This is a genomic window from Pseudomonas sp. TUM22785 (genome assembly GCF_028198105.1).
GTDB lineage: Bacteria > Pseudomonadota > Gammaproteobacteria > Pseudomonadales > Pseudomonadaceae > Metapseudomonas > Metapseudomonas solani.
On the sequence record NZ_CP116239.1, the window covers coordinates 4264901 to 4283802 of the forward strand.

Sequence of the window (18902 nt, forward strand, 5' to 3'; positions counted from 1 at the left end):
CCCCGTGACGCCGCCCTGACGAGTGGCTAGCATAGTGCCACTTGACCAGGGACCTCCTCGCCCGATGCCTTCCAGCCCACGCTCCAGAAAGACCCAGCACCTGCTGGTGGTGTTGCTCGTGCTGCTGCTCGCCAGCGGCTTTCTCGTCACCTCGCTGGTGAGCTACTACGCCTCCCTGGAATCGATCCGCGACAGCATCGTCAACACCGAGCTGCCGCTGACCTCGGACAACGTCTATTCCGAGATCCAGAAGGACCTGGTACGACCGATCCTAATCTCCTCGATGATGAGCCGCGACACCTTCCTGCGCGACTGGGCCATGCAGGGCGAGCAGGACCCGGGGCAGATGACCCGCTACCTGCGCGAGGTGCAGGAGCACTACGGCGCCTTCACCAGCTTCTACATCTCCGAGCGCACCCAGACCTACTACCAGGCCAAGGGCGTGCTGAAGAAGGTGAGCGAGGACGAGCAGCGCGACGTCTGGTACTACCGTGTGCGCGACATGAAGGAGCCCTACGAGATCAACGTCGATGTCGATATGGCCAACCAGGACCGCATGACCATCTTCATCAACTACAAGGTGCTGGACTACGACGGCCGCTTCATCGGCGCCACCGGCGTGGGCCTGACGGTGGATGCGGTGGTCAAGCTGATCGACGCCTACCAGGAGCGCTACGAGCGTTCCATCTACTTCGTCGACACCACCGGCAAGCTGGTGCTGACCAGCGCCCAGGGCGGGCCGATGGGGGCCACGGTCGGGCAGAACCTGGCGGATATCGACGGCATGCGCGACCTGGTGGCCAAGCTGCCGCGCCCCCAGGGCGGCGACTTCACCTGGAATGAACAGGGCGACAGCCACTACCTTAACGTGCGCTTCATCCCCGAGCTGGACTGGTACCTGTTCGTCGACAAGGCCGAGGACGGCGCCCTCTCGCACATCCGCAACACGCTCTACCTCAACCTGTTCATCTGCCTGGTGGTCACCGCCGTGGTGCTCACCCTGCTCAACCTGCTGGTGCGCCGCTACCAGGTGCGCATCGCCGCGCTGGCCACCACCGACGTGCTGACCGACCTGCCCAACCGCCGCGGCTTCGACATCCTCGCCGGCCAGGCGCTGCAGGAAGCCCGCCGCGAACAGCGCCCGCTGACGGCGCTGCTGCTGGACCTCGACCACTTCAAGGTGCTCAACGACACCTATGGCCACCTGGCCGGCGACCATGTGCTGCATGGCTTCGCGCAGAACCTCAAAGCCGGCCTGCGCCAGTCGGACATCATCTGCCGCTGGGGTGGCGAGGAGTTCATCCTGCTGCTCAAGGACAGCGGCAGCGCCACGGCCTTCCTGCTGGCGGAGAAGATCCGCGAGCAGGTGCAGGCGCAGCACTACCCGTTCGAAGGCAAGGAGTTGCAGGTGACGGTGAGCATCGGCCTGGCCGAGATGCACCCGGACGACACCCTGCACAGCCTGATCGCCCGCGCCGACCGCGCCCTTTATCGGGCCAAGCAGTCAGGGCGCAACCGTGTGTGCAGCGAGCCGGGTAACGGCGACTGAGGAAAGCGGACGGATCGGGGACGCCGAGCGCAGCGGCTCAGGCCATTACGTCGATGGTGTTGCCGAGGTTCGGCGGGTTGCTGGAAACCGGCGATGGCACCGCCTCCAGCAGCGCCAGGGCGCTCTGGGATTGAATGTCCATCGACTGCTTGAGCACGGCGACCTGCACCTTCATGGCGAGTTGGGCGGAGCTGGCGTCGGAGATGGAGGCGGCGGAAACTTCCACGCGTTTCGATTCCCGGAGAGGTGGGTTCGGTATGGATTCTGAGGCCCATCGCCGCCCCTGAAAAGCACCGTCAGTCGCCTGAAACCCGCGCCGTTGCGCTTGCGGCAACCCTCCAGCCTCCCCAAAGCACAGAGCCGTAGGATGGGTAACCCATCATGGGCCGCGCCGATCCGCATGGGTTTCGCTCCGCTCTACGCCATCCTACGAAAGTCCGTGCGCACCACGTGGCGGTGCGGTGGGCGAAGAAAGTTGGAGCAGGGTTCCGCTTCGCTCACCAACAGGGCCGCTCCGTTGCCCATGGGCGAATGAATTCGCCCCTACGTCCCCTGCCCCATCAGAAGTCGCGCTTGTAGAACAGGTCCAGGGAGCTGGCGAGGCCGCTGGCGGCTTCGATGTACAGGCGCTTGGTGAGTTCGTAGCGCAGGGCGACGACGCTGGTGGGTTCGAGCACGCCGAGGCCGTAGCGGATGCTGAGGCGGTCGGTGAGCACGCCGGTAGCGCCGTCGTCGCCGATCTGGAAGTCCTTGAGGCCGAGTTTCTGCGCCAGTTCGCTGGTCAGCGGCGCACTGCCGGACAGGCCCAGCGCCAACGCGGCCTGGCCCAGGGCGTTGCCGTCGCTGCCGCGCTCCAGCGGGCGACCCAGCACCAGGTAGGACAGCGCCTGTTCCTGGCTCATGGCCGGGGTGGAGAAGACCTGGGTGGTGGGTTCGTCGGCACGGCCGTTGAGGCGGATGCCGGCGGTGACGTCGCCGATCTTGCGGATCGCTTCCACGTCCAGGTAGGGCTGGTCCAGCGGCCCGGCGAAGAGCAGGCGCGCGCGGCGCAGGTCCAGACGCTGGCCGTAGGCGCGGTAGCGGCCGTTCTTCAGGTTGAGCTCGCCGCGCCCGGCCAGGTTGTCGCCCACCTTGAGGTGGCCGGCCAGGTCGGCGGTGAGGCCGAAGCCGCTGAAGGACAGGCGCTCCTGGCCCACCTCGACGTCGATGTCCATGGCCAGCTGCAGCGGTGCCTGCTCCTCCTCCCGCTCGCCCACCAGGTGCGCATCCGGCGACACCTTGACCGCCTGGGGCGGCAGCTCGCGGATCTTGATCTGGCCACGGGGCACCCGCACCTTGCCGGTGAGCGCCAGGCGCTGGTCGGCCAGGCGCACCCGCAGGTCGGGGTCCACTTCCAGGTTGGCGTAGGGCTCCACCACCACCGGCAGCGAACTGCCACGGACCGCCAGGTCCATCTCCAGGCCCTGGCTCCAGGCCAGGGTGCCGGAGAGGTTGCCGTTGCCTTTCTCGCCGCTGCGCCAGGCGCCGCTGAGTTCCAGGCTCTCGCCGGCGATACGGGCATCCAGGTTCAGGTCTTCGATGCGGGTGGGCAGGTCGCCGCCGGCCAGCTTGCCGCCGTGCAGGCGCACCTGGCCCAGCACATTGGGCGCCAGCAGGGTGCCGCCGAGGGTGCCGGCACCGTCCAGCTGGCCTTCCAGTTCCTCGACACCGGCGACGAAGGGGCGCAGCACGGCGAGGTCCAGCCCTTCCAGGCGGAAGTCGCCGGACAGCGGCTTGCGCAGCGGGCGCGGGTCGAGCCGGGCGTCCACCTGCAGGCGGCCGAGGCGCTCGCCCTGGAACAGCAGGCGGCTGTCGATGCTCTGCGGGCGCAGGGTGCTTTCCAGGCGCATGGCCTGGTAGGGGAAGTCGACCCATTTGCCGTCCTTGCCCTCCTCGCGCAGGCGCAGCACGCCGTTGCTGGCATCCAGCTGCACGCGGCCGCTGGGGCCGCGCGCGGGCAATTCGAGCTGTACATCGCCGTCGAGCGTGCCGTGCCAGGCGAAATCGTCCGGCAGCCATTCGGCCAGGCTGTCGAGGGGGAAGTCGCGCAGGCGGTAGTCGAGCTTCGGCTCGGGCAGCAGGCGCTGGTAGCCGCCACAGAGGCTGGCGGGGCCGGAGCGCCAGCAATGGGCGCCCAGTTCCAAGCGACCGTCGGCCAGGCGTTGCAGCTTCGCGGGTTGCTCCAGGCGCCAGTCCTGGCCGCCGCTTTGCAGTTCGCCACGGCTCAGGCGGCCGCGCCAGTCGCCCTTGTCCAGCAGGCCGTCGAGGGCCAGTTGCAGGTCGAGCAAGGGGCCTTGCAGGCGCGTTTCCAGCTGCTGCCGCTGCTTGTCGCCCGAGGCCTTGAGACTGAGGTCGCCCAGGGCCTTGTCGCCGGCCTGGAGCTGGCTGGCGTCCAGCTGCAGGGTGCCGTTCTGCCGTGCATCCAGCCGCGCCTGCAGGGCCAGCTGGCGCAGGCGCTGGTCGCCCATGCCCAAGCGATCGCCCTTGAGGTCCAGCTGCCCCTGGGGGGCGTCGGCGCTGCCGGCCACCACCAGCTTGCCGGTGAGCCCGCCGAACAGGCCGGGCCAGAGCTGGCCCAGGCGGCCAAGGGCAATGTCCAGCTGGCCGTCCAGGCGCTGGTCGAGGCGGCCCTTGCCATCGATGCGGTTGTCGCCCAGGCGGACCTGCAGCTGATCCAGGTCCCAGCGCTGGCCGGCGCCTTCGGCCACGGCCTTGAGCAGCGCCGGCTGGCCGCGCAGCTGGCCCTTGAGATCGAGATCGGCCTTGAGTTCGAGCTGCTGGCGGAAGCGGCCCTTGCTCGCCAGGGTGCCGGCCAGGCGGCCCGGTAATTCGGCCAGCCAGTAGGCCGGGTCAAGGTCGCTCAGGGTCAGTTCGCTGTCCCAGTCGACGCCGTCGGCGAAGCCCAGCTGCAGGCGGCCACGGGCCTTGCCCTGCCCGGCCTTCAGTTGCAGGTCGGGCAGCTCGACGCGGGCCAGGTCGCCCTGCAGCGGGCTGGCCAGGCTGAAGTCGCCTTCCGGCCCCTTGAGCGCGGCGTCGAAGCGGCCCTGGTAGCGGCCCTCGCTGAAATGCACCTCGCCGTCCAGGCGTTGCAGCGCCACGGGCGGCTCCTGCTCCTGGGGGTAGAGGCGCTGCCAGGGGAAGTCGCGCCAGGCGAGCTGGGCGTCGATGGCCAGGGCCTGCTGCCAGTCGATGCGCCCCTGCAGCTGCACGCTCTGTTCGGCGGCGGCGCTGAGCAGCAGGCGCTGGATCTCGGCCCCGGCGGCGGTGACCTTACCGGCCAGGTCGAGGGCGACATCACCGCCCTGCCCCGGCAGGTTGGCGCGGCCCTGCACCGTGTAGCCCTGTTGCAGGTCGCCCTTGGCGTCCAGCTCCACGCGTTGCAGGGTGAGGGTGTCCGGCAGCCCGGCTTGGGCCTTGAAGGCGGCAGCGCGGATGCGCGCGCTGGCGGGCAGGTGCGGCGCCAGGGGCTGCAGCTGGCCGTCGAGGGTGGCGGCCAGGTAGCCGCTGCTGGTCGCCTGGGCAGTGAGGGTGCCTTGCAGGTCGCCTTTCGCCTCCAGGGCCAGGGACCAGGGCTGGCCGTCGACGGCGGGCAATTGCAGGCTGCCGCTGGCCTCGATCGGCCAGCCGTCACGGGGTTGCAGGGTGCCCTGGAGTGCCAGGGCCAGGTCGCCGTGGCGCAGGCTGGCTTCGTCTATATGCAGGCCGTCGCCCAGCCATTGGGCGCGCAGGTGCAGGCCGCTGAGCTGTTCGCTGCCGTCCAGCTCGAAGCGCTGCACGCGCACTTCGCCCAGGCGGATCGCCAAGGGCAGTTCCAGGGCCGGCAGTTGCAGCGGCTCATCGGAGGTCTCACCGCCCGGGGCCAGGCTCAGGGCCACGTCGTCGGCCGTCAGCGTGTCGATGCACAGGGTCAGCTGCAGCAGGCAGCCTGGCGACCATTCCAGCACCGGCGCGGTGATCGACAGGCTGTCGCCCGCCTGTTGCCAAGCCAGGCGCTCGGCGCTCCAGCGCCCGCCAAGCGTGCCGCTGAAGCCTTCCACGGTGAGGCCCGGCACCCTCGCCAGCAGCCAGCGCCCGCCGGCTTCGCTGAACAGCAGCGCACCGACACCCGCCAGCGTCAGGACCAGCACGCCGGCCACCGCGAACAGGCCGAGCCGGAGCCCGCGCCTCACAGTTCGGGGCCCATGGAGAAGTGGATGCGGAAGCCGCCGGGGTCGTCCAGCGCCTTGGCCAGGTCGAGGCGGATCGGCCCCACCGGCGACACCCAGCGCACGCCGATGCCAGCGCCGGTCTTCATTGCCGCGTTGAGCGAGTCCATGGCGTTGCCGCGGTCGACGAAGGCGGCGATGCGCCAGCGCTCGGCCACCGGGTATTGGTATTCGGCGCTGCCCACCACCAGGTAGCGACCGCCGACCTTGTTGCCCTGGCGGTCCTCGGGGGACAGGGTCTGGTAGTCATAGCCGCGCACGCTCTGGTCGCCACCGGCGAAGAAGCGCAGCGACGGCGGGATGGCGCTGAAGTCGGTGGTGGCGATGCCGCCGACCTGGGCCCGGGCCAGCACCCGGTGCCCGCCGGGCAGGGTGTAGAGCCCCTTGGCCAGGGCGCTGGCGTAGGTCATGTCGGCGTCGGAGAGGATGCCCTCCTTGGCCGCGCGCAGGTCCACCTGCAGGTGGTAGCCCTGGCTGGGGTCGAGACGGTTGTCGCTGCGGGTGACGCTGTAGCCGATGCCGGGGATGAGGAAGCTGCTGCGCCCGTCCGGGCTGCCGTCGCCGAAGTCATAGCTCTCCTGCTCCCAGCGCAGGGAGACGACCCGCTGCCAGTCATCCGGCAGCTTCGATTGCCACTGGGTGCCGAGGGTGAAGCGGCGGCTCTCGACGTCCACCAGTTGCTCGCGCTGGAAGCCGCTGGTGAAGCGCAGGCTGTCGGTCAGCGGCGGGTCGAGGGGAATCTCGTACCAGGCGCCGACGTTCTGCCGCGACGCGGAGACTTCGGTCTCGGCGCCCAGGCGATGGCCCTGGGGGTTGACCCAGTGGCGCGTCCAGTTGGCCCGCGCGCGCGGCCCGACGTCGGTGGAGAAGCCGACGCCCAGCCCCATGGTGCGCGGCTTCACCGCGCTGAGCTGGACCTTGACCGGTATCCGCCGGCCCTCCCCCGGGTCGGGCAGGGCATCCACCCGCACCTCGTCGAAGTAGCCGCTGGCCTGGAGGTTCTGGTTGAGCTTGGCCACCAGGTCGGCGTCGTAGGGGGTGTTGGCGGCGAAGGGCACCAGGCGCGCGAGCAGCGCCTCGTCGAAAGGGGTATCGCCCTGGAAGCTGACCCGGCCCAGGTCATAGCGCGGACCGCTGGCGTACACCAGGTCGATGTCGGCGATGCCGGCGCGGGGGTCGATGTCGAGGCGCTGGGAGAGGAACTTGCCATCGAAGAAGCCGTAGCGCAGGGCCTGGTTCTGGATGAGCTTCTTGGCATCTTCATAGGCGCCGTGATTGAGCGGCTGGCCGGGCTGCAGCGCCTTGCTTTGGGGCACGCGGAACGCCTTGAGGACACCCGCTTCGCCCTCGATGCGCACCTGCACGTTGCGCAGGCGCACGGGTTCGCCGGGCACGACCTCCAGCTGCAGCTTGGGGTCGTTGCCGGAAAGTACACGGCTGTCGATCTCCGCCTGGTAGTAGCCGAGGGCCTGGACAGCTTGCTGCGCCTGGTCCTCGGCGGCACGGCGATAACGCCGCAGGGCGGTTTCATCACGGTCGCCAAGGCTGCCGATGAAGGCCTCGATATTGGCCTTCAGGGCAGCATTGGCGGGGGTCACCTTGACGTCCAGCGAGGCCTTGGCCAGCGCGGTCGAACAGAGACACGACAATCCGAGCGCGAGTAGCCCACGCAATCCTTGGCACCAATTCATTCGCGGGATGCTAGCACGTGTTGCCTACAGTCTCGTCCTACGCGTTCGCTTGCAGCGCCGGCGTCGGATTGGGATGGAAGAACACGTGTTCCAGCACAGGCCCCAGCGCAACCTCGCCGATCTCCTCGTAGCCCTGGCGCTTGTAGAAATCCAGGTAGCGGGCGTTGCCGGTGTCCAGCACCACGCCCTGGGAGCCGGCGTCCTCGGCGCACCAGTCGTGCAGGGCCTGCAGCAGCTTCTCGCCCAGGTGCTTGCCCTGGAACTCCGGGTGGATCCCCAGCAGCGGCAATACGTGGTAAGGCCCCGGCGGCAGGCAGGCGAGCACCGCGTCGTGGTACTCCAGGTAGCGCTTGGTGCAGCGGAAGCCGGTGGTCATCAGCATGCGCAGGCGCCAGCCCCAGCTTTCGGTGATGTCCAGCCGGCGTTGCGGCGGTGCGATCAGGGCGATGCCCACCAGGCGGTCCTCGATGAGCAGGCCGATGGCCGGCAGGTCTTCGAGGAAATGCTGCTGCACCAGCTCGCGCACCGTGGCGCGCACGCGCTGGTCGTAGCCGGCGCGCTCGGCCTCGAAGAGGTAGGCGAAGGTGGGTTCGTGGCGATAGGCGTGGTAGAGCAGCGAACGTGCCTCGCGGGCATAGCCGCCGTCGAGCATGCGGACTTCAATCGGCGCGGTGGGGACGTATCCAGGCATTCACGGTGACCTCGTTTGTTATGTGGTTATCAGGCCCACAGGCAAGGTAGCACCGCCCCCAGGGCCTCGCCACACGGGTGGCAGGGCGTGCCGACGATGGGCTAGGATCGGCGTTTTTCCAGGATGGCTCCGTCATGAAGATCGTTTCTTTCAATATCAACGGCCTGCGTGCCCGTCCTCACCAGCTCAAAGCGTTGATCGCCAAACACCAGCCGGACGTCATCGGCCTGCAGGAAACCAAGGTCTCCGACGACCAGTTCCCCGAGGCGGATATCCGCAAGCTCGGCTACCACGTGCACTACCACGGGCAGAAGGGCCACTACGGCGTCGCCCTGCTTTCGCGCCAGGAGCCGCTGTCCCTGCACAAGGGCTTCCCCAACGACGACGAGGAATCCCAGCGCCGCTTCATCTACGGCACCTTCGCCGATGAACAGGGCAACCCGGTGACGGTGATGAACGGTTACTTCCCCCAGGGCGAGAGCCGCGACCACCCGACCAAGTTCCCGGCCAAGCAACGCTTCTACGCCGACCTGCAGGAGCTGCTGCTGGGCAACTTCAAGCCGGATCAGCCGCTGGTGGTGATGGGCGACATCAACATCTCGCCGGAAGACTGCGACATCGGCATCGGCGAGGACAACCGCAAGCGCTGGCTGAAGACCGGCAAGTGCAGCTTCCTTCCGGAAGAGCGCGAGTGGCTGGCGACCCTGAAGAGCTGGGGCCTGGTGGACAGCTTCCGCCACCTCAACCCCGAGGTGAACGACCGCTTCAGCTGGTTCGACTACCGCAGCCGCGGCTTCGAGGACGACCCCAAGCGCGGCCTGCGCATCGATGTGATCCTCGCCACCAGCCCGCTGCAGGCACGGATCAAGGACGCCGGCATCGACTACGACCTGCGCGGCATGGAGAAACCCTCCGACCACGCGCCGATCTGGCTGGAACTGAGCTGATCGCGCCGGGTTTCCCGGCAATCAGGCACAAAAAAGCCCATCTCGCGATGGGCTTTTTGCTATCCGCCGGGCTTAGGCCAGCTCGACCTTGGGCGTGGTGCCGAGGGTCATGATCGTCTCGATGGCGGCGTCGAGGGTCGGCTCCGAATCGTAGAGGTGGCTTTCGAGGATCACCTCGCGACCGGCCTTGAGGCGGAAGTAGTTCTTGCCACCCGTGGCCATGCGGCGCTCATAGCGCTCCTCATTGGCGCAGTGGTTGCGGAACAGCGCGATGGCACTTTCGGCGCTGTCCCGGCAGGGGTAGCGGCCGCTTTGCAGCACGACCTGCGCCTCCCGGGTCTTCAGGCGGAAGCGATATTCACCGTTGCCGTACTTCTTCAGCTCGAACCAGCCAGCCATTTCCAACTCCTTAGTCACAGATGGATGCCCCAAAAAGCGGGGCTTGGTGCCTGGCACGGGCGGACGAGGGACGCTTGAGCTTCCTTGCCTGCCGCCCGGCCAGACAAAGTTGCGAACCATACCGATGGCCGCGCGAGCGGTATGTCGGGGTGCCCGGGCAGCCGTCGTAGGCCCTGGTCCATACGCGGGGCGGGAAAGGTCCCGAGGCCCATTGCAGAGCGCTTTGTAATATCTCCGTCACTTCGCTGACTTAATCTCGCGGCACTTCCCAGTCACCCCTAGCGATAAGGCCCGCCGCATGATGCGCGACCTCAGTGAACGAGATATCTGGAGCCGGACCCTCAGCATGCTGCTGCTCGGTTTCGTCTGCTACGCCCTGCCCTGGTCGGTGTTCGCCGCCCTGCCCCTGCCCGCCGACAAGAGCCCGGCATTGCGCATCCAGGGTTCCAACACCATCGGCGCCAAGCTCGGCCCGGCGCTGGTGCGCGGCCTGATGGAAGAGGAAGGCCTGGGCGGCATCCGCCAGGAGCCCGGCACCCAGGAAAACGAAGTGCAGTTGGTAGGCCGTGCGCCCAACGGCCGCGACGTGCGCATCACCGTGGCCGCCCACGGCTCGGGCACCGGCTTCGTCGCGATCAAGGACGGCAGCGCCGACCTGGCCGCCGCCTCGCGCCCGATCAAGGACGCCGAAGCCAGTGACCTCTCGGTGTTCGGCGACCTCAAGAGCCGCTACGGCGAGCATGTGATCGCCATCGACGGCCTGGCCATCATCGTCAACCCGGGCAACACCCTGGCCAGCCTGGGCACCGAGCAGCTGGCACGCATCTTCGCCGGCGAGGTGAAGACCTGGGAGGAGATCGGCGGCAAGGGCGGTGCCATCCACCTGTACGCCCGCGACGACAAGTCCGGCACCTTCGACACCTTCAAGGAACTGGTGCTGGCCGCCCACGGCAAGAGCCTCGCCGCCAGCGCCAAGCGCTTCGAATCCAACGACAAGCTCTCCGAAGCCGTCAGCGCCGACGCCGCCGGCATCGGCTTCGTCGGCCTCGCCTCGGTGGGCAAGTCCCGCGCCGCCTCCATCGCCGATGGCGAGTCCCAGGCCATGGCGCCGTCGGTGACGCAGATCGCCACCGAGGACTACCCGCTGTCGCGCCGCCTGTTCTTCTATATGAAGCCCGGCGAGAAGAACCCCTGGGCCCAGGCCCTGGTGCGCTTCGCCCAAGGCCCGCGCGGCCAGGCCATCGTCGCCCAGACCGGCTTCGTCGCGCAGACGGTGCAGGCGGTGAAGGTCGCCGCCCAGCCCGACATGCCCAAGGACTACCAGCAGCTGGCCCGCGACGCCCAGCGCCTGTCGGTGAACTTCCGCTTCCAGGAAGGCAGCGCCAACCTCGACAACAAGGCCCTGCGCGACGTGGAGCGCGTGCTGGACTACCTCAAGGAGAGCGGCAAGCTGTCCAACCAGGTGACCCTGGTGGGCTTCGGCGACCCCAAGGCCGACCCGGGCCGCGCCGCCCTCCTCTCCAAGCTGCGCGCCATGGCCGTGCGCCGCGAACTGGCCAAGGCCGGCGTGTCCTTCCGCGAGATCACCGGCCTGGGCGATGAACTGCCGGTGGCCGCCAACAGCGAGGAAGGCCGCATCAAGAATCGCCGGGTGGAAGTCTGGGTCTACTGATCGGATCGATATCCAGCGTCATGGTCGCCCCTGTCCGGTTCGCTCCGTACAGGGCCGGTTTCAACCGCGATGCCCGGGACGAGCCGCTTTTCGCGAATGAATTCGCTCCCGCGGGGATGGCGGCGCTGCGCGCCGCTTGGCGACTGAAGTCGCCCCTACAATCGCCCTTACGAATGCCCCACGCCGGACATGACCGATGTGTAGGGTGGAGGTCGCTTTTTACCTCCACCAGACGGAGTCCTGCGCGGCACGTCACCGTGCCTGGAACGCCGCATCGATGAACCTCGTGGAAGGCCGGGCACCTCGTCCCGGAAAGCACGGCTGAACATTCCCTTCGCACTCCCCGCCCCCTCCGCAGTCGATAACCTTGACCGCGCGCAACGAAATGAAACGTTGCCGGTTTTACCGGCGATGCCGCTGCGCTAGCCTTCCCTTATGTGACGCCGGGCCCCTCTGACGGTTTGCACCCGCCATGTCGGAGTCACTGTTGAGCATTCAACACGACAAGCAAGGAGGGGCTCATGTCAGCTCTGCACACGTTCCTGTTCGCCGACTTCCTCGGCACCGCCACCTGGCTGTGGCTGGTGTTCCTGGCCATCGTCTTCGGCCTGCTGGTGTTCGACCTCGGCGTCCTGCACCGCGACCAGCATGAAATCGAGATGCGCGAGAGCCTGCTGCTCTACAGCGGCTACTTCTGCGTGGGCGTCGCCTTCGGCGGCTGGGTCTGGTACGAGCTGGGTTCCCAGGCCGCGCTGGAGTTCTACACCGGTTTCCTGGTGGAGCAGTCGCTGTCCATGGACAACGTCTTCGTCATGGCGATGATCTTCGGCTTCTTCGCCATCCCCCGCCGCTACCAGCACCGGGTGCTGTTCTGGGGCATCCTCGGGGTGATCGTGCTGCGCGCGCTGATGATCGGCCTGGGCACCGCGCTGGTGAAGGAGTTCGACTGGATCCTCTACATCTTCGGCGCCTTCCTGCTGTTCACCGGGGTGAAGATGCTGTTCGCAAGGGAGGACGCCGAGCGCGACCTCTCGCAGAACCCCGTGCTGAAGTTCGTGCGCAAGCACATGCGGGTCACCGATGACCTGCACGGCGCGCACTTCTTCGTGCGCCTGCAGAACGCCTCCGGGCACCACCTGCTCTGGGCCACCCCGCTGTTCCTCACCCTGGTGCTGATCGAGCTGGCCGACCTGGTGTTCGCCGTGGACAGCGTGCCGGCGATCTTCTCCATCACCCAGGACCCTTTCATCGTCTACACCTCGAACATCTTCGCCATCCTCGGCCTGCGCTCGCTGTACTTCGCCCTGGCCGCGCTGATGCACCGCTTCGTCTACCTGAAGTACGCCCTGGCACTGGTGCTGATCTTCATCGGCGGCAAGATCTTCCTGCACGGTTTCATCGGCAAGATTCCCGCGCTGATCTCTCTTGGCGTAACCTTTGGCCTGCTTGCCGGTGGCGTGCTGCTGTCGCTGTTCAAGACCCGCGACCGCCCCCAGGCTTCATCAGCCGGAGACTGAGAATCGATGCGAGACGTGCAGATCGTAGTGCTCGAACAACGGGGTCGAGTGATCTGGCAGGTAAAGATGGGACAACGCGGGGTGAGCTTCCACGAGGAGCTCGCCGCGCGCACCTTCGCCGCCCAGCTGCACATGCGCCTGGAGTGGCTGCGCCAGCAGCGCGACGCCGCGCCGCCCCTTTCTCACGAACCCTCCCTGCCTCACCAGGATTGAATCAGGATTGATTCCAGCCCTCGCTTGACCCTCACGCAACGTCAGGCCCGAGGATGCCGCCAGGCACGCGAGGAGACACAAGGACATGTCATTGAAAGTCGGTGAACTGGCCAAGCGCTGCGGGCTGACCGTCCGCACCCTGCACCACTACGACCAGATCGGCCTGCTCCGCCCTTCCGCGCGCTCGGGTTCCGGTTATCGCCTCTATGGCCGCTCGGACATTGCCCGTCTCCACCAGATCCAGGTCCTGCGCAAGCTGGGCCTGTCCCTGGCGGAGATCGGCGGGTGGCTGGACGAGGCGCCGGTATCGCTTTCCCCCCTCATCGAGCAGCAGATCCACCAGCTCGACCGGGAGATCGCCCACCGGCAGCTTCTGCGCGAACGCCTGGCCACCCTCGGTGGCCAGCTGAAGAGCGGCCAGGAGCCGGAGCTCTCCGAATGGCTCACCACTCTGGAGTTGATGAATATGTACGACAGCTATTTCTCCCCGGAAGAACTGCAGCAACTGCGCCTGTATGCGGACGAGGCGCGGCGGCGCGAATGGGCCGGGCTGGTGGCCCGGGTCCAGGCGCTGATCGCCCGGGGCGTACCACCGCAAGCCGAGGAGGCGCAGGCGTTGTCGCGTACCTGGATGACCATGCTGGAGGCGGACACCGGCGCCAACCCGGTGCTGTTCGCCAAGCTCAATGCCATGCACGAGGCGGAGCCGGCGCTGCGCGAGGAAACGGGCATCACCCCGCAGACCATGGCCTATGTGGTCCAGGCCTTCAGCGAAACCAAGATGGCGATCTACCAGCGCCACCTGACGCCCGAGGAGTTCGCCTACCTCAAGGCCAACTACGGCAAGCGCATGCACGAATGGCCACCGCTGATCGCCGAGGTGCAGCAGCAGATGGAGTCCGGCGCACCAGCCGATGCCCCGGCGACCCTGGCCCTCGCCCGGCGCTGGCTGGAGCTGTTCCGCTCCTACGCCGGTGACGACCCGCGCACCCAGCAGAAGATCCGCCAGGCGCTGGTGAGCGAGCCGGAACTGCGCCACGGCTCCTGGGCCAGCGATGCACTGCTGGACTACCTGCGCCAGGCCATGGGCCACCTAATGGCCGCCCGCGGCTGAGGCCTTCCCCCCTGAAACGAAAGAGGCCCGCACGGTTTCCCGTGCGGGCCTCTTTATTACTGCGTGGGTGATCAGTGACCGCTGCGCAGCATTTCCTTCGGTACGTACTTGCCGATCTCGAACTTGCCGATAGCCGCGCGGTGCACTTCGTCCGGGCCGTCGGCCAGGCGCAGGGTGCGCTGCATGGCATACATGTAGGCCAGCGGGAAGTCGTTGGAGACACCGGCACCGCCGTGGATCTGGATGGCGCGGTCGATCACCCGCAGGGCGACGTTGGGTGCCACGACCTTGATCTGGGCGATCTCGCTCTTGGCCACCTTGTTGCCCACGGTGTCCATCATGTAGGCCGCCTTCAGGGTCAGCAGGCGGGCCATGTCGATCTCCATCCGCGAGTCGGCGATCTTGTCGATGTTGCCACCCAGGCGGGCCAGCGGCTTGCCGAAGGCGGTGCGGCTGACGGCGCGCTTGCACATCAGTTCCAGTGCGCGCTCGGCCATGCCGATGGAGCGCATGCAGTGGTGGATGCGGCCTGGGCCGAGGCGACCCTGGGCGATCTCGAAGCCGCGGCCTTCTCCGAGCAGCACGTTCTCGTAGGGCACGCGCACGTCTTCGAAGAGCACTTCGGCGTGGCCGTGGGGGGCGTCGTCGTAACCGAACACCGGCAGCGGGCGGAGGATCTTCACCCCGGGGGTGTCCACCGGCACGAGGATCATCGAGTGCTGCTGGTGGCGCGGCGCGTCCGGGTTGGACAGGCCCATGAACACGAGGATCTTGCAGCGCGGGTCGCAGGCGCCGGAGGTCCACCACTTGCGGCCGTTGATCACCCACTCGTCACCCTGGCGCACGGCGCGGGCTTCCATGTTGGTGGCGTCGGACGAAGCCACGCCCGGCTCGGTCATGGCAAAGGCAGAGCGGATCTCGCCGCGCAGCAGCGGCTCCAGCCATTGCTTCTTCTGTTCTTCGTTGGCGTAGCGCACCAGCACTTCCATGTTGCCGGTATCCGGCGCGGAGCAGTTGAACGGCTCCGGGCCCAGCAGCGAGCGGCCCATGATCTCGGCCAGCGGTGCGTATTCCATGTTGGTCAGGCCCGCACCGAGTTCGGACTCGGGCAGGAACAGGTTCCACAGGCCTTCGGCCTTGGCCTTGGCCTTGAGCTCTTCCATGATCGCCGTGGGCTGCCAGCGATCACCCTCTGCGACCTGTTGCTCGAATACCGGCTCGGCCGGGTAGACGTAGGTGTCCATGAACGCCGTTACGCGTTCACGCAGTTCCTGGACCTTGGGGGAGTAGGCGAAATCCATGCGGAGCTACCTTCTGACGGATGTTTTCTGGGTACGGGTGAGGTGTGGAAATGATGCTAGAACAGCGATTAAGATTTATCTAACCTATTTTCACCGTGTATAAACATTCATCACCGATATATGATCCGCCCATAAAAACAGCCTACGGAGTGCACTCGGACATGAATCTGAACAAGGTCGACCTCAACCTCTTCATCGTCTTCGATGCCATCTATACCGAGGCCAACCTGACCCGTGCCGGGCAGATCGTAGGCATTACCCAGCCCGCCGTTTCCAACGCCCTCGCCCGCCTGCGCGAGACCTTCAACGACCCGCTCTTCGTGCGTACCGCCCAGGGCATGGTGCCCACGCCCATGGCGCAGAACATCATCGGCCCGGTGCGCAACGCCCTGCAGCAGCTGCGCATCTCGGTGCAGGAGAGCCGCACCTTCAACCCGAGCCAGGCCAACAAGACCTACCGCATCAGCATGACCGACCTCACCGAGACGGTGATCCTCCCGCCGCTGTTCCAGCGCCTGCGCCGGCTCGCCCCCAACGTGCAGATCGAGAGCTTCCTGGCCAAGCGCCGTGAAACCACCAAGGAGCTGGCCGCCGGGCGCCTGGACTTTGCCGTCGACGCGCCGCTGAACACCGACCCGCAGGTGCGCCACGTCAAGCTGATGGAAGACCGCTACGTCTGCGCCATGCGCCGTGGCCACCCGCTGGCGAAGGAGAAGATCAGCCTCGACGAATACCTGTCGCTGACCCACATCCATATCTCCAGCCGCCGCAGCGGCCTCGGCTACATCGACCTGTCCCTCGGCAAGATGGGCATCCAGCGCAAGATCGCCCTGCGCTCCCAGCACTACCTGATGGCCTCCACCGTGATGCAGAACACCGACATGGCGATGACCGTGCCCGAGCGCTTCGCCCGCCGCCACGAGCTGCACTACGTCGAGCTGCCGGTGAACGACGTGCCCTCCCTGGAAACCCACCTCTACTGGCACGAAAGCACCGACCAGGACCCGGCCAACCGCTGGATGCGCGAGCAGATGATCGAGATCTGCCAGCAGGTTACCGCCCAGGAGCAACGCGCGGAAAAAGCCGAGAAAGCCTGACCCGCCACGCAAGGACGCCCCATGCCGACCTACCGTTCTGCCTGGGCGCTGTCCCTGGCGCTCACCCCGCTGGCCCAGGCCGAGACGCTGCAGGTCGAACCGCTGGTGATCACCGGCAGCCGCTACCCGGCCAGCGGCTTCGAGCTGCCCTTCTCCGTCGACCGCATCGAGCGCGAACAGGCCAGTTCCGGCCAGCCCGGGGTCAACCTCTCCGAAGCGCTCAACGCCGTGCCCGGCCTGGTGGTGCAGAACCGCCAGAACCAGGCGCAGGACCTGCAAGTGTCCTCGCGCGGCTTCGGCGCCCGCTCGGCCTTCGGCATCCGCGGCATCAAGCTGATCGCCGACGGCATCCCTGCCTCCAACCCGGACGGCCAGGGCCAGGCGGCCACCTTCGACCTCGACACCCTCGACCATATCGAGGTACTGCGCGGCCCCTTCGCCAGCATCTATGGCAGCAACGCCGGCGGGGTGATCCAGGTGTTCTCCCGCGACGGCCAGGGCGCGCCCAAGATCTCCAGCGAAACCTCCCAGGGCGCCTGGAGCACCTCCCGCACCCGAGTCACCGCCGAAGGCGGCAACGACAAGGGCGGCTTCCTGGTCAACCAGTCCCATTACGAAAGCGACGGCTACCGCAAGCACAGCGCCGCGACCCTGGACAAGAGCTTCGCCAAGCTCACCCTGTACCCGGACGACGACAGCAAGCTGGCGCTGACCTTCAGCCAGCTGAACCAGAACGGCACCCAGGACCCGCTCGGCCTGACCTGGGCCAGCTACCAGGCCGACCCGCGCGGCGTCGCCGATGCGGCGCTGAACTACGACACGCGCAAGACCATCGACCACCGCCAGGCCGGCCTCAACTACGAGCGCGCCTTCGCCGCCGGCACCTGGCAGGCCACCTTCTATGGCGGCACGCGGCGGGTGATCCAGTACCAGGCGATCCCCTCGACCGCCCAGGCCAGCCCGCGCAGCGCCGGCGGCGTGATCGATTTCGAGCGCAGCTTCCACGGCGCCAGCACCCGCTGGCTGCAGGACTTCGACCCCGGCCTGGGCAACCTCACCCTCACCACCGGGGTGGACTACGACCAGGCCAGCGACGACCGCCAGGGCTACGAGAACTTCGTCGGCAGCCAACTGGGCGTGCGCGGCAACCTGCGCCGGGACGAGCGCGACGAAGTCAGCAGCATCGCCCCCTACCTGCAGCTCGGCTGGCGCCTGGGGGATTTCAACCTGCAGGGCGGCCTGCGCTACAACGAAGTGGCGTTCGACGTGGACGACCACTACATCCGCCCCGGCAACGGCGACGACAGCGGCTCGGTCACCTACCGCGACCTGACCCCGACCCTGGGCGCCAGCTACGCGCTGACCCCGGAACTGAACCTCTACGCCAGCTGGGGCAAGGGCTTCGAGACGCCGACGCTCAACGAGCTGTCCTACTCCGGGCCCGGCGACAGCTTCGGCTTCGACCTGGGTGCGGCCACCAGCCGGCAATACGAAGTGGGCCTCAAGAGCCTGGTCGGCGAAGCCACCCGCCTCAACCTGGCGCTGTTCCGCATCGACACCGAGGACGAGCTGGTGGTGGATGCCGCCAGCGGTGGCCGCACCCGCTACCAGAACGCCGCCCGCACCCGGCGCCAGGGGCTGGAGCTGTCCGTGGACAGCGCGCTCAGCGAAACCCTGCACACCCGCCTCGCCTACACCCGCCTCAGCGCCACCTACGACCAGGGTTTCACCAGCGGCGGCCGCGACATCCCCGCCGGCCGCCACCTGCCCGGCGTTCCCGCCACCAGCCTCTGGGGCGAACTGGAATGGCGCCCGCGAGCGGGCATCAGCACCGCGCTGGAAGGCCTCTACCGCAGCAAGCTCTATGTGGAAGACAGCAACAGCGCCCGCCCGGCCCCCGGCTACGCCCTGCTCAACTGGCGCGCCCGCTTCGAGCAGAAACTCGAACGCCTGACCTTCAGCCAGACCCTGCGCCTGGCCAACCTGCTGGACCGCCGCTACATCGGCTCGGTCATCGTCGGTGACGGCAACCAGCGCTACTACGAACCCGGTCCGGGGCGCGCCTGGTATGTCGCGGCGGGTGTGGAATACGCGTTCGATTGAAGGGTCCGCAATCCGTCGGGTTGCACCCGACCTACGGCCCGAGGGAGTCCAGCTGTAGGAGCGAGCCCTGCTCGCGAACACCGTGCCCCGTAGCCCGGGCTTCAGCCCGGGGCGCTCCCCCTCGGCTACGGCTCAGGGCATGAGCACGTGCTGATCCCGACTCCGCTTGGTGGAGGTAAAAAGCGACCTCCACCCTACGCCCGTTGATAGTCGGTGCCACGGCAAGAGCGGGCGAATGAATTGGCTATGTCTGCGTTAGCTGTTGTGGTTTTAATGCAGGCGCTCAAGCACGGCCATTTCCGGGCGTCCAAGAGTTCGTACCACCTCCACCGCATGGGTTTCGCTTCGCTCTACACCATCCTAC

At 67.4% G+C, this 18902-nt stretch carries 14 protein-coding genes; 8 read left to right on the forward strand and 6 right to left on the reverse strand.

The features are described 5' to 3' along the window. The first annotated feature begins 64 nt into the window (after positions 1–64). A complete protein-coding gene (locus PI990_RS19295) occupies positions 65–1549 on the forward strand; it encodes a sensor domain-containing diguanylate cyclase (RefSeq protein ID WP_021218086.1) in 1485 nt (494 codons plus the stop codon). A gap of 37 nt (positions 1550–1586) precedes the next feature. Here PI990_RS19295 and PI990_RS19300 read toward each other — a convergent pair whose 3' ends face one another. The 4 genes from PI990_RS19300 to PI990_RS19315 form a co-directional block, all read right to left on the reverse strand. Further along, entirely contained in the window at positions 1587–1775 is a 189-nt protein-coding gene (locus PI990_RS19300; RefSeq protein WP_021218087.1) for a YjfB family protein, read from the reverse strand. 334 nt (positions 1776–2109) lie between these two features. Next, positions 2110–5757, reverse strand: a complete 3648-nt coding sequence (locus PI990_RS19305; protein ID WP_271658156.1) for a translocation/assembly module TamB domain-containing protein — start codon at positions 5755–5757, stop codon at positions 2110–2112. Beyond that, positions 5754–7484: an autotransporter assembly complex protein TamA gene (locus tag PI990_RS19310; RefSeq protein WP_271658157.1), complete on the reverse strand. Its 1731-nt coding sequence runs from the start codon at positions 7482–7484 to the stop codon at positions 5754–5756. Before PI990_RS19310 ends, PI990_RS19305 begins: the two co-directional genes overlap by 4 nt. Positions 7485–7521: 37 nt before the next feature. Continuing rightward, a complete protein-coding gene (locus tag PI990_RS19315) occupies positions 7522–8175 on the reverse strand; it encodes a GNAT family N-acetyltransferase (RefSeq protein WP_271658158.1) in 654 nt (217 codons plus the stop codon). A 134-nt stretch (positions 8176–8309) separates the two neighbouring features. Here PI990_RS19315 and xthA point away from each other — a divergent pair, with 134 nt between their 5' ends. Beyond that, the gene (gene xthA / locus PI990_RS19320; protein WP_271658159.1) at positions 8310–9122 is read left to right on the forward strand and encodes an exodeoxyribonuclease III; all 813 of its coding nucleotides are present in this window, start codon (positions 8310–8312) and stop codon (positions 9120–9122) included. 72 nt (positions 9123–9194) lie between these two features. On the opposite strand, the gene PI990_RS19325 is transcribed toward xthA, so the two are convergent. After that, positions 9195–9521 (reverse strand): YegP family protein, encoded by a 327-nt coding sequence (locus PI990_RS19325; protein WP_184491802.1) that lies wholly within the window; start codon positions 9519–9521, stop codon positions 9195–9197. A 301-nt stretch (positions 9522–9822) separates the two neighbouring features. Here PI990_RS19325 and PI990_RS19330 point away from each other — a divergent pair, with 301 nt between their 5' ends. The 4 genes from PI990_RS19330 (at position 9823) to PI990_RS19345 (ending at position 14037) form a co-directional block, all read left to right on the forward strand. Then, the gene (locus PI990_RS19330) at positions 9823–11193 is read left to right on the forward strand and encodes a substrate-binding domain-containing protein (RefSeq protein ID WP_184491804.1); all 1371 of its coding nucleotides are present in this window, start codon (positions 9823–9825) and stop codon (positions 11191–11193) included. A 521-nt stretch (positions 11194–11714) separates the two neighbouring features. Beyond that, entirely contained in the window at positions 11715–12710 is a 996-nt protein-coding gene (locus PI990_RS19335) for a TerC family protein (protein WP_021221226.1), read from the forward strand. A gap of 6 nt (positions 12711–12716) precedes the next feature. Continuing rightward, positions 12717–12923, forward strand: coding sequence for a hypothetical protein (locus PI990_RS19340; RefSeq protein WP_021221225.1), 207 nt, complete (start codon positions 12717–12719; stop codon positions 12921–12923). Positions 12924–13008: 85 nt separating this feature from the next. After that, complete coding sequence (locus tag PI990_RS19345) at positions 13009–14037, forward strand: MerR family transcriptional regulator (protein WP_271658160.1); 1029 nt, start codon at positions 13009–13011, stop codon at positions 14035–14037. A gap of 71 nt (positions 14038–14108) precedes the next feature. Here the strand turns inward: PI990_RS19345 and PI990_RS19350 are convergent, their stop codons facing one another. Next, a complete protein-coding gene (locus PI990_RS19350) occupies positions 14109–15338 on the reverse strand; it encodes an acyl-CoA dehydrogenase (RefSeq protein WP_021221223.1) in 1230 nt (409 codons plus the stop codon). A 161-nt stretch (positions 15339–15499) separates the two neighbouring features. Here PI990_RS19350 and PI990_RS19355 point away from each other — a divergent pair, with 161 nt between their 5' ends. Then, a complete protein-coding gene (locus PI990_RS19355; RefSeq protein ID WP_043244817.1) occupies positions 15500–16435 on the forward strand; it encodes a LysR family transcriptional regulator in 936 nt (311 codons plus the stop codon). Between the two features lie 21 nt (positions 16436–16456). Further along, entirely contained in the window at positions 16457–18538 is a 2082-nt protein-coding gene (locus PI990_RS19360; protein WP_271658161.1) for a TonB-dependent receptor family protein, read from the forward strand. Positions 18539–18902: the final 364 nt, after the last annotated feature.